The organism is Pseudomonas sp. LBUM1660, assembly GCF_059695935.1.
Genome location: NZ_CP166795.1, coordinates 2,907,937 through 2,919,260, shown reverse-complemented (window position 1 = coordinate 2,919,260; position 11,324 = coordinate 2,907,937). Strand labels below are relative to the sequence as shown.

The following is an 11,324-nucleotide window of genomic DNA, read 5'->3' as shown; positions in this document are numbered from 1 at the left end:
TGAGCCTGCGGGGACCTCTGTGGTGAGGGGGCTTGTCGGAACGCCGCATCGCCCTGTTCGGCTGAGAAGCAGTCGTGAAAATCGGTGCACGCGGTGCCATTTGCTCCCGGCTTCGACGAGTTGACGGCGGCGGGGCTGACAGCGATTACCGGCACCAGGGTCAAATGCCCGCGCATCGGCGAGGCGCCGGTGGCGGTGGCGGTGGCGTGTCGGCGGATGATGGCGCTGTCCATCGGGCAGTCGCGGGAGATTATCTTCGGGGAAGTGTTGATGGCGCAGGTGCGGGACGAATTGATCGACCCGAAAACCTTGTACATCGATCAGCTAGGGCTGGATGCGATCGGGCGCATGGGTGGGCATGGTTATGCGCGGACCCGGGATTATTTCGATTTGCCGACGCGGTCATTGCAGGCATGGACGGATGCGCCTGGAGGCGGGAAGCGGTTTTGGCCTGCCACCAAATAAACTAAAATCACCTAATACTGTGGCGAGGGAGCTTGCTCCCGCTGGGCTGCGTAGCAGCCCCAAAATCTGTCAGCGCGTTTCTTCAAATAGATCGCGTCTTCAGTTTGACGACTGCTGCGCAGCCGAGCGGGAGCAAGCTCCCTCGCCACAGGAGGCACTTCACTACAGGAGCTTCCTTAGCTGATCGTTCCTACGCTCTGCGTGGGAACGATCTCACTAGGTTCAGTCAGTACCGTATTTCGGCGAACGCGGTCCGTACAGCAACCCCGCCGGTTGCCCGGCCGACAGCAGTCGCGCACTGGCCACACCGGCAATCGGGTGACCGGCGTCGGTGGCGCTGTTGATCACTTGCTTGACCGCTGCCGTAATCAGCATGCCAACCAAACCACCGCCACCGTTGTTGCCGCCCTCTTCGCTCGAAGCCCGGGCCGAGCCGGTCCAGAGGGTGGTGCCGCTCTTGAGGTCCACCAGCTTCGCGGTGGCGGTCACCACGGTTTCGCTGCTGATGATCATGTAGCGCGTGCCGTAGTCCGTCACGGTGATGTACAACGCCGCATCGGCACCGAAGATTTCCTGCAGCTTGTTGGCCGGTGCCTGGTGAATGTCCGCCGGTGTGGTCAGGCCATTCTGGCGGAATGTCTCATCGACCAGGGTGATCGGCAGCACGTAGTAACCGGCTTCCGCCAACGGATACGTAACCTGCGACAACATGCTGTAGGACGCCTTGACGTCCGGCGAGTTGTTCAGCGGCGGTAGCACCAGAATGGTTTTCGGACGGGCTTGCTTGTACGCCGAATAGTCCACGGTCTTGGGGCTGACGCAGCCACCGAGCACAGCCAGCGCCAGCAACCCGGCCAACAGTTTCAATGAGCGCGCGATCATTGGGTGTCTCCGGTCTTGGCGTTTTTAAGCAGAAAATCCATGTACGGCGTCGACTCGGGAAACAGGGTTTTCTCGGTCCTGAACTGCTGCACCATTTGATCGTCCTTACCCATGCTCAGGTACAACAGACCCAAGTGAGCGTGGTAGCCAGGCGGCGGCGTCTTGCCGGTGGACTTGATCTTCTGCAGGTCGCGCTCCAGCGCTTCGGCCTGAGCTTCCTTGGGTTCTTCACCCTTGAAGTACTCGTAGACTTCCGGCTGGTAGCTTTCCCACTGGTAAAGGGTTTTCGGGCCGGCGCAACCGGCCAACAGGCCGCTGACCAGCAATGTCGACGCCATCAGCGCCCACGACACATACGTCTTGAACATGCTTGTACCGCTCCTTGTCATCAACCTTGATCAGTTACCCGGTTTCCATGCCCCGGCGTTCATCCCGTCCACCAGGCGATTGATCGCCTCGCGCATGGCCAGGTCGAGCACTTTGCCGTTGAGGGTCGAATCGTAGGCAGCGGTGCCACCGAAGCCGATGACTTCACGGTTGGACAAGGCGTACTCGCCCGCGCCCTGAGTCGAATAAACCACTTCGGAAGTGCTGATGTTGACGATGTTCAGGTTGACCTTGGCGTAGGCCACCTGGGTCTTGGCGCGACCGAGAATGCCGAACAGCTGGTGGTCGCCGGTTTCTTTGCGGCCGAACTCGGTGACATCACCGGTGACCACAAAGTCGGCACCCTTGAGGCGCTGAGACTGGCCCTTGATCGCGGCTTCCTGCTGGATCTCGCCCATGTTGTCGCGGTCCAGCACGCTGAAGCGGTTGGTTTGCTGCAAGTGAGTGATCAGGATGGTCTTGGCCTGACCGCCGAGGCGATCCACGCCGTCGGAGAAGATCCCGCGCATGTAGCTCGAACGGTTGTCGAACTTGCCGACCGCCATGGGTACACGAACACCGGCATACGCCACGCTGGCGCTTTCTACTTTTGCGACCGGCAAGGCGCGCGAGCTTTCGGTCGCACACCCGGCCATCGCGCCGAAAAGGGCAATCGCTGCCGCCGATACCAACATCCGAGAGATCATTCTCACTGTGCATTCCTTCTGAAAAAACGGTTATCCCGGCACGGCCATAGCCAACCGCTGCGGGTTGCAGCGGCGAAAAAGCGAGGGGGAATCAAATCGATAATCGACGTGCGGGACGTCGGCGGCCGGCATTATGCCAAAGTGCCATCACTGAGAACAGTGTTTAATTTTTATTGGCGTCAGTGATTTGGCAACACACGTCCCTGTAGCAGCTGTCGAGTGAAACGAGGCTGCGATCTTTGACTTTTCTTTTTAAAAACAAGATCAAAAAATCGCAGCCTCGTTTCACTCGACAACTGCTACAGAGGGTGTTGTATAGGCACAGATCAGCGGAAATCCCGGCTACGCACGCTGATGCCGTCCAGCAAGGGGCTCAGGTCGCTCAACCGTCCGGCAATCAGGTGCCGCACCTCGCCTTCCTTTTCCCAGCGGCCATCGACCTTGAGCAATTGCGAGCCGACAAGGACCTTTCGCTGCCGGTCGGCGAGGTCGCGCCAGACGATGACGTTGATGTTGCCGAACTCGTCTTCCAGGGTGACGAAGGTCACGCCACTGGCCGTGCCTGGCCGTTGCCGGCCGGTGACCAGCCCGGCGACGCTGACCGGTCGCCCGTGTTCGACCTCCATCAGTTCTTTCGAGCTGCGGCAACGTCGGGCTTTCAACTCCGCGCGCAGCAACGCCAGCGGATGCGGACCGAGGGTGGTGCCGACACTGTTGTAGTCGGCCAGCAAGTCCTCGCCCACCGTCGGTTTGGGCAGATAGATCGCAGGTTCTTCCTGACTCGGCAGGCCGGCAAACAAACCGAGTTGTTTCTGCACCCCCGCCACTTCCCAGCGCGCCCGATGCCGGTCACCGGCCAGGCCACGCAGCGCGCCGGCATCGGCCAGTTGCTCCTGGGCACGGGCATCGAGTCGCGCGCGCTCGCCCAGGTCGGCGATGTCGACAAATACCCCCCTCGCCCTCGCCGCCTCGATGCGCCGGGCATCGTCCTCGCGAAAGCCCTTGATCATCCGCAGCCCCATGCGAATCGCCGGCTGCGCGCCGGTGATCGGTTCGAGGCTGCAATCCCAGTCGCTGGCGCGCACGTCAACCGGGCGAATCTGCAAATGATGCCGGCGCGCGTCCTGCAGAATCTGGTCCGGGCTGTAGAAACCCATGGGCCAGCTGTTGATCAGCGCACAGGCGAAGGCCGCCGGCTCGTGGCATTTCAACCAGCAACTGGCGTAGGTCAGCAAGGCGAAACTGGCGGCGTGGGACTCGGGAAAACCATAACTGCCGAAGCCTTTGATCTGTTCGAAGATCTGCGCGGCGAACTCGGCCGTGTAGCCGTTTTTCTTCATCCCGGCGGCCAACCGGTCCTTGTGCGGTTCCAGTCCGCCGTGGCGTTTCCAGGCGGCCATGGAGCGACGTAACTGATCAGCCTCGCCGGGGCTGTAGTCGGCGGCGACAATCGCAATCTGCATCACCTGTTCCTGAAACAGCGGCACGCCCAGGGTGCGCTTGAGCACGACTTCCAGTGCCGGGGACGGATAAACCTCGGGTTCCTCCTTGTTTCGCCGTCGCAGGTACGGATGCACCATCCCGCCCTGGATCGGCCCAGGACGGACGATCGCCACCTCGATCACCAGGTCATAAAAGGTCCGGGGCTTGAGCCTCGGCAGCATCGACATCTGTGCCCGGGATTCGATCTGGAACACGCCGATGGTGTCGGCGCGGCCGATCATGTCGTAGGTTGGCGAGTCTTCGGCCGGGATCGTCGCCAGGCTCAAGTCCAGATGGCGATGACGGCGCAGCAGATCAAAACAGCGGCGAATCGCGCTGAGCATGCCCAAGGCCAGAATATCCACCTTGAGCAATCCGACCGCATCGAGATCGTCCTTGTCCCACTGGATGATGGTGCGCTCGGCCATGGCGGCGTTTTCCACCGGCACCAGGCTGTCCAGCGGCTGCTCGGAAATCACGAAGCCGCCGGGGTGCTGGGACAGGTGGCGAGGGAAGCCAATCAGTTGCCCGGTCAAGCTCAGCACCCGGCGCAGCACCGGGCTTTCGGGGTCAAAGCCGCCTTCAAGCAGGCGCTCCACGGGCGGTGTTGCATCGCTCCAGTGGCCACAGCAATCGGCCAGGGCGTTGATCTGATCCGGTGGCAAACCCAGGGCCTTGGCCACATCGCGCACCGCGCCGGCCGCGTGATAAGTGCTGACCACCGCCGTGAGCGCGGCGCGGGTCCGACCATAACGCTGGAACACGTACTGCAAGACCTCCTCGCGGCGTTCGTGTTCGAAATCGACGTCGATGTCCGGTGGTTCATTGCGCTCTTTGGAGAGAAAGCGTTCGAACAACAGCGTGGTGCGATCCGGATCGATTTCCGTGATGCCCAAGGCAAAACACACCGCCGAGTTCGCGGCAGAACCCCGGCCCTGACAGAGGATTTCCTGCTCACGGGCGAACCGCACAATGTCGTGCACCGTGAGGAAGTAGCTTTCATAGCCCAGCTCGGCGATCAGCTCCAGCTCCTTGTCGATCTGCGCCAGCACTTTGGCTTGCGGACCGTCTGGCCAGCGCCACGCGATCCCTTCATCGGTCAGATGCCGCAGCCAGGACGTGGCCGTCTGACCTTCTGGCACCAGCTCGCGGGGATACTGGTAACGCAACTGGCCGAGGTCGAAGGTGCAACGCCGGGCAATGGTCAGCGTTTCATCGAGCAACGCTTGCGGGTAGATCGATTGCAGGGCATCGAGGCTGCGCACATGCCGCTCGCCGTTCGGATGCAGCCGCAACCCGGCCTCGGCCACCGGCAAGTGATGACGGATCGCGGTCATGGTGTCCTGCAAGGCGCGCCGTCCACGGGTGTGCATGTGCACATCGCCGCTGGCCACCGCTGGAATCCGCAGCTCCCGCGCCAGGGTCAGCAGGGCGTCCAGTCGCCGGGTGTCGTCTTGCCCGCGATGCAACTGCACCGCCAGCCACAGGCCATCGGTGAACGTCTGCTTGAGCCAGTGGCCGCTGGCAAAATCATCGACCGCGTCCGGCACCCACAACGCCAGCAACCCCGGCATCGGCGCGCTGAAGTCCTCGCGCAGTACTTGGTACTGGCCTTTCTGCGTGCGGCGCCGTGCTCGGGTAATCAGCCGGCACAGGGTCTGATAACCCTCAAGGTTTTCCACCAGCAACACCAGTTTCGGGCCGTTCTCGATGCGCATTTCGCTGCCTATGATCAGCGAAAGCTCCACGGATTTGGCCGCTTGCCAGGCGCGGACGATACCGGCCAGGGTGCATTCATCGGTGATCGCCAGTGCTTGATAGCCGTGCTTTTTCGCCCGCTGAAACAGTTCAAGGGCACTGGAAGCACCGCGCTGGAAACTGAAGTTCGACAGGCAGTGCAGCTCCGCATACTCGACGCTCATGCGAACCAGCCTTGCAGCCACAGCGGGCCGCCCTCACCCACCGCACGGTAGGCCCAGCCCTGCTGGCCGGAACGGGTTTCGATCAGGTAGTAATCGCGGCGCACGTCGTCGCCGTCCCACCAGCCGGACTCGATGCGCTCCGGCCCCATGAGGATCCGTGTCGAGCCTTCGTGTACAGCCTGCGGTTCCGTCAGCAACCAGCCCGGACGCTGCACGCCCGCCAACGCCGCGCAGAGTTGGCTGTCGTCCCGTGCCTGCCACGCGCACTCTGGCCGGTGATCGGCCTGGAAACGCAAGCCGTGCACCGCGTCATCCCCAAGCCGTGCACGCAAGCGTTCGCGCAGTTGCTCCCAGGGCAAGGATTGCTGCGGACGGTCGTCGAACAGTTCCTGACGCTGTGGGACAAAGCTGGGCAGGTCTTCGGCGCGCAGCCGGAAACCGCGCACCGGGGCCTCGACCTGCACCTGTTCCAGCCGTCCCCGGGCCAGTTCGAAGAGCATCGCCGGATCGCGCTCGGCGCTGAGCAAGCCGACCTTGATCACCGTGTCCGGCAAGCCGGCGTGCTCCAGGTGCAAGTCGAAACGCTGCACGCCACTGTCCCGACCGCAGAGGAAGGCCGACAGATCGCCGGTCAGCCGACGCAATGGAAACAGCAGCGCCTGATGGGATTGCACATCGAAGTTGAGCTCGATGCGCACATCAAACCGGTCCGGCGGCAGGTAGAACGCCAGCGCCAGCCGCCGCTCGCCGAACAGCGCATCCAGGTGCTTGAGCACTTGCGCCTCGAAACGTCGCGCCAGGCTGTTGCGCGGCAACGCCTGAACCTGGCTCAAGGTGCGCAACCCCATGCGCGACAACGCCGTGGCCACCGCCGGCTCCAAGGCAATCCGGTCAACCGGCAATTGCCCCAGGTGATAGCGCAAGGCTTGATCGTCCGGCACCACCAGTCCGTCATACATATTGGCCAACACCCGCGCAGCCACCGGGTTGGGCGCGGCGACGATCCGATGCCGAAAGCCCAGTTCGCCGAGTTCAGCGCGCAACCGCGCCTCGAACTGCGGCCACGGCCCGAACAACCCCAGGCTGGATTCGATTTCAAACACCACGGCACGCGGGTAATGCACGCTGACCTGAGAGCTGAATCGATAGGCCCACGCCGCCAGGAACTGTTGCCAGTGCTCGATCTCAGCGACGTCGTATTCGGCCGTGACAAAACCTTTGCTCAAGGCTTGCGCGGCGGTCATCGACTGCCCCGGGCGCAAGCCCAGCGCCCGCGCCGAAGCGTTGACCGCTTGCAACACCCGACGCTGTGCCGGGCCGGTCAGCAGCGCCAACGGTTCATCGGGATCGGGGCGCTGACGCAGTACCGCGTCCAGCGCCAATTGCGGGAAGAGAATGCACACCCAACGCATGGCAACCTCAATGCCCCACGGAAAAGGCAATCGGCGCCGACCGCGCCAACCCGCCACGACACTTGAGCACACGCAATTGTGCAGGCCGGGCATCGATGGCGATGCGCAGTGCGGCTGGCGAAGGGTTGATGGCTTCGTTGATCGAGCGATAGGCGAACGCCAGGGTCGAGCCGGTTTCGGCCGCCACCTGCAAGCGCCGCAGCGCCCGGTCATCGGCCTTGCGCGGCCAGCACAGCACCGCGCCGCAACTGCCCGAACGCAGGCATTGTTCCGCCGCCCACAGCGCATCGCGCTCGCTGGCCTGGATGATCGACAACTGGCGCAGATCGACCCCGGCGTTCTGCCAGGCCTGGGGATACGGCACGTAAGGCGGCGCCACCAGCACAATGCGTTCGCCCGCCGCCGACAGCCGCGCCAGGGCCGGCCACACCAGCTGCAACTCGCCAACGCCCTGCCCGGCCAGGAGGATTTCAGTCAATGCCGCTTCCGGCCAGCCGCCGGTAGGCAACGCCGCGTCCAGCGCGGCATGCCCGGTGGGTTGCGGGCTGACAGCCGGTGGCGCAGGCCGGCCCTTCCAGACCTGGCCGCCATTGAACAGCGTGTCTAACGCAACGACGGCGCCCATCACCCTTGCCTCACCAGACCGCAGAACACCCCTTCGATGGCCAGGTCCTGATTGGCCTCGACGATGATCGGCTGATAGGCCGGGTTGCGTGGCAACAACCGGACAACGTCGCCGACCCGTTCGAAACGCTTGATGGTGACTTCGCCATCGAGCCGCGCCACCACGATCTGGCCGTTTAGCGCTTCGGGATTGCGGTGCACGCCCACCAGGTCGCCGTCGAGAATGCCGTCCTCGATCATCGAATCACCCTGGACCCGCAGCATGTAGTCCGGCACCCGCGAAAAGATCGACGGGTCGAGCAGCAAGCGGCTGTGCACTTCGGCATCAGCGCCGATGGGCGTCCCCGCCGCGACCCGCCCGAGTACCGGGATGTCCAGCAACTCGGGCCGCGCCGGTTGCCCGAGCAAACGGATGCCCCGGGCCTGGTTGGGGTTGACCTCGATAAAACCGGCCTCGGTCAGCGCCAGCACATGCTTGCGCGCCACGCTGCGGGAGGCGAAACCAAATGCCTCGCTGATTTCAGCGAGGCTCGGGGGCTGACCGTGCTCCGCGATTCGATCGCGAATGAAGGTCAGGATGGCAGTACGTCGGGGCGTTAAAGTCGTCATGGAGTACATTTGTACTCTTTCGGCATTTTCCTGGCAAGGACCGCCAGTCAGCTCAAGCCACGCGACGCCAGAAACCCTGCGATGTAATCGATGAAAGCCAGCACTTTGGCGGTTGCCCGCCGATGACTGGGGTACACCGCCAGGATGTACGAACCGAAGCTGTCGGGATCAATGGCGTAATCGGCCATCACCCGCACCAGCCGGCCATCGGCGATGTACGGCGCGGCACTCCACAGCGGCGTGTGCAGAACGCCGCGTCCGGCCAGTGCGTTGGCCAGCAGCAGGTCGTAGTTGTCGCTGCGCAATCGCGGCGACTGCGGTTGCGGCAGGCTCAATCTTTGCCCGCCGCGCTCGGCCCACCAGAATTCGCGGCTGAGCAACGGATGACGGTAGAGCAGCCATTCGTGGTCATCGAGGGTGTCCGGCGTGACCGGCAACCCCTTGCGCGCCAGATAATCAGGGCTGGCGCACAACGCCAGCCGATTGCTGCCGACGACGCGAGCAATCAACCCCGGCAAATCGTCATGACCCTCGCGCAATGCCAGGTCGTAGCCGCTTTCCAGCAGGTTGACGAACTCATCGCACAGGTCCACTTGCAGGTTGATCTGCGGGTATTGCTCCAGGAAACCACCGCACACCTGATCGAGAAAAGCCTGCCCATACGCCAGCGGCGCGGTGATCTTCAGGTTGCCGCGCAGGCCATGCTGCAACTGCTCGATTTCCTCGCCGGCCTCGTCCAGCCGCTGCAGGACCTGGCGCGCGGTTTCCAGATACAGACGCCCCGATTCGGTCAGCAAAATCCGTCGGGGGCTGCGCTCGAACAACCGGGCGCCGAGCTCCGCTTCCAGGTGATTGACCGCTTTGGTCAAGGCTGACGGAGTCTTGCCCAGATGCTCGGCGGCGCGACTGAAACTGCCGAGTTGCGCCGTGACCACGAACATTTTCAATGCACCCAACTTGTCCATATTTTTTCCATTCAGGCAAAAACGTTTTTCGTGAGCGAGGCGTTCTGCTGGCCATGACAAGCCACTAATCTGGCCATCAGACGCAATAACAAGGAAACATTCAATGAAAAGATTCATCCCGAATCTATTGATGGCCGCCGTCAGTTTTGCCTCGATGGAAGCCATGGCAGCGGCCGATCTAGTGCTGATCAATGGCAAGATTTTCACTGCCGACCGCGCCCATCCGAAGGTGCAAGCGTTGGCAGTGCAGGACGGCAAAGTGCTGCAAGTCGGCAGCGATGCGCAGATCAAGGCCCTGATCGCGTCAGGCACCAAAGTCGTTGACCTCGGCGGAAAAGCCCTGATGCCTGGCCTGATCGACAGTCATTCCCACGCCATATTCGGCGGTCTGGAAATGGCCTCGGCCAATATGAAAGACGAGGTGGTCGACCTCGACGAACTGGAAAAACGCCTGAAAGCCTGGCGCGATGACGGCAAAGCCAGGCATGGCGATGTGCTGGGCGTGGCCGGAATGAGTTCGGCTTATTGGGCCCAGGCCGAAGCTTTCGGCAAGAAATTCAACAGTGGCGAGTGGGCCAAGGTGCCCGTGGTGTTCACCGGCAGCGATCACCACACCGCGTGGGCCAACAACGTGATGCTGGAGCGCGCGGGCATTGATGCCGCGCTGCTGAAGAAACTGCCGGAGGCGGAAAAAGACACCATCGGCAAACTCGCCGATGGCAGTCCCAACGGTTTCCTGGTGGACGCCGGCTGGGATCGCGTCGCCTCAAAGATGCCGGTGCCAAGCCCCGCCGACATGTTGAAAGCCGCGCAATCCGCCGTGCGCTACAACAACAGCCTGGGCATCACCGCGTGGATGGACCCCGCCGCCAACGCCGCGCCCGGCGAGCCGGTGTTCGCGCTCAAACCCACGGAGAACACCGTCGGCGTCCTGCCGGTGTACAAAGCGCTGGCCGAAAGTGGCGGCATGAGCGCCCACGTCGCCGCGTTGCTGGTGGCCAATCCGAAAAGCGTGCCGGCCGATCTCGACACCCTGGACAAGGTCCGCCAGCAGTTCCAGGGCATCCCGAACCTGACCTTGCCCGGGGTCAAGATCTTCGCCGACGGCGTGATCGAATACCCGGCGCAGAGCGCGGCGATGATTGATCCGTACAGCAACTCGCACAAACAGGGTGAACTGCTGATCGATCCGAAGCACTTTGGCGAATTGGTCAGCGCCATCGATCAGCGCGGCTGGCTGGTGCACATCCACGCCATCGGCGACCGTGCGGTGCGTGAATCGCTGAACGGCATCGCCCAGGCGCGCAAGGATCGTCAGAGCGGCGTAACTCACTCGATCACCCACTTGCAAATGGTCAATCCAAAAGAGTTTGCGCGGTTCAAACCGCTCAACGTCATCGCCTCGATGCAACTGCTGTGGGCCAGTGCCGACGAGTACACCCTGGACATGATCAAGCCGTATGTCAGTGCGCTCGCCTTCCGTTATCAATACCCGGCGCACTCGCTGCTTGAACAAGGTGCGACCATCGCCGGCGCCAGTGACTGGGCGGTGTCTTCGCCGAATCCGTGGAACGCCATGGCCCAGGCCATCACCCGGGAAGGTCCGCTGGGCGTGCTGAATGCCGATGAGCGCATTGACCGCGAAACGATGTTCTACGCCTACACCCTGAACGCTGCGCGCACCATTGGGCTGGAGAAGCAGATCGGTTCGTTGAGCCCCGGCAAGCAAGCCGATTTCATCGTGCTGGACCGCGACGTGTTCAACGTCGACAACAAAGCCCTGCATGACACCCAGGTGCTGCAAACCTGGTTCGCCGGTCGCGAAGTCTACGCACCGACGCTCTAAGAAAATCATCTGTAACCACTGCCCGCACCCCGCGTTTGTCGCCG

General features: G+C 62.7%; 9 protein-coding genes and 1 pseudogene. 2 read left to right on the top strand and 8 right to left on the bottom strand.

The window, feature by feature from the left end; translation table 11 throughout:
- Positions 1-81 precede the first annotated feature (81 nt).
- Positions 82-465 (top strand): annotated as a pseudogene (locus ACA068_RS13870) (flavin reductase family protein); the annotation flags it as partial.
- Between the two features lie 222 nt (positions 466-687).
- Here the strand turns inward: ACA068_RS13870 and ACA068_RS13865 are convergent.
- The 8 genes from ACA068_RS13865 to ACA068_RS13830 form a co-directional block, all read right to left on the bottom strand.
- The gene (locus ACA068_RS13865) at positions 688-1,347 is read right to left on the bottom strand and encodes a DUF799 domain-containing protein (RefSeq protein ID WP_497310326.1); all 660 of its coding nucleotides are present in this window, start codon (positions 1,345-1,347) and stop codon (positions 688-690) included.
- The gene (locus ACA068_RS13860; protein ID WP_370654478.1) at positions 1,344-1,685 is read right to left on the bottom strand and encodes a DUF4810 domain-containing protein; all 342 of its coding nucleotides are present in this window, start codon (positions 1,683-1,685) and stop codon (positions 1,344-1,346) included. The genes ACA068_RS13865 and ACA068_RS13860 overlap by 4 nt, the downstream gene beginning before the upstream one ends.
- Before the next feature lie 60 nt (positions 1,686-1,745).
- The gene (locus ACA068_RS13855) at positions 1,746-2,420 is read right to left on the bottom strand and encodes a CsgG/HfaB family protein (protein ID WP_497310592.1); all 675 of its coding nucleotides are present in this window, start codon (positions 2,418-2,420) and stop codon (positions 1,746-1,748) included.
- Positions 2,421-2,746: 326 nt separating this feature from the next.
- A complete protein-coding gene (locus ACA068_RS13850; protein ID WP_497310325.1) occupies positions 2,747-5,845 on the bottom strand; it encodes an error-prone DNA polymerase in 3,099 nt (1,032 codons plus the stop codon).
- A complete protein-coding gene (locus ACA068_RS13845) occupies positions 5,821-7,236 on the bottom strand; it encodes a Y-family DNA polymerase (RefSeq protein ID WP_497310324.1) in 1,416 nt (471 codons plus the stop codon). Before ACA068_RS13845 ends, ACA068_RS13850 begins: the two co-directional genes overlap by 25 nt.
- A 7-nt stretch (positions 7,237-7,243) precedes the next feature.
- Entirely contained in the window at positions 7,244-7,861 is a 618-nt protein-coding gene (imuA, locus tag ACA068_RS13840; protein WP_497310323.1) for a translesion DNA synthesis-associated protein ImuA, read from the bottom strand.
- Positions 7,861-8,478, bottom strand: a complete 618-nt coding sequence (lexA, locus tag ACA068_RS13835; RefSeq protein ID WP_497310322.1) for a transcriptional repressor LexA — start codon at positions 8,476-8,478, stop codon at positions 7,861-7,863. The genes imuA and lexA overlap by 1 nt, the downstream gene beginning before the upstream one ends.
- A 38-nt stretch (positions 8,479-8,516) precedes the next feature.
- Positions 8,517-9,434: a LysR family transcriptional regulator gene (locus ACA068_RS13830; protein WP_497310321.1), complete on the bottom strand. Its 918-nt coding sequence runs from the start codon at positions 9,432-9,434 to the stop codon at positions 8,517-8,519.
- A gap of 103 nt (positions 9,435-9,537) precedes the next feature.
- Here ACA068_RS13830 and ACA068_RS13825 point away from each other — a divergent pair, with 103 nt between their 5' ends.
- Positions 9,538-11,280, top strand: coding sequence for an amidohydrolase (locus tag ACA068_RS13825; protein WP_497310320.1), 1,743 nt, complete (start codon positions 9,538-9,540; stop codon positions 11,278-11,280).
- Positions 11,281-11,324: the final 44 nt, after the last annotated feature.

Bases quoted from the DNA above. Each gene is read 5' to 3' on its own strand.
- ACA068_RS13865 (WP_497310326.1), bottom strand. From the start codon at position 1,347: ATGATCGCGCGCTCATTGAAACTGTTGGCCGGGTTGCTGGCGCTGGCT.
- ACA068_RS13860 (WP_370654478.1), bottom strand. From the start codon at position 1,685: ATGGCGTCGACATTGCTGGTCAGCGGCCTGTTGGCCGGTTGCGCCGGC.
- ACA068_RS13855 (WP_497310592.1), bottom strand. From the start codon at position 2,420: ATGATCTCTCGGATGTTGGTATCGGCGGCAGCGATTGCCCTTTTCGGC.
- ACA068_RS13845 (WP_497310324.1), bottom strand. From the start codon at position 7,236: ATGCGTTGGGTGTGCATTCTCTTCCCGCAATTGGCGCTGGACGCGGTA.
- imuA (WP_497310323.1), bottom strand. From the start codon at position 7,861: ATGGGCGCCGTCGTTGCGTTAGACACGCTGTTCAATGGCGGCCAGGTC.
- lexA (WP_497310322.1), bottom strand. From the start codon at position 8,478: ATGTACTCCATGACGACTTTAACGCCCCGACGTACTGCCATCCTGACC.
- ACA068_RS13830 (WP_497310321.1), bottom strand. From the start codon at position 9,434: ATGGACAAGTTGGGTGCATTGAAAATGTTCGTGGTCACGGCGCAACTC.
- ACA068_RS13825 (WP_497310320.1), top strand. From the start codon at position 9,538: ATGAAAAGATTCATCCCGAATCTATTGATGGCCGCCGTCAGTTTTGCC.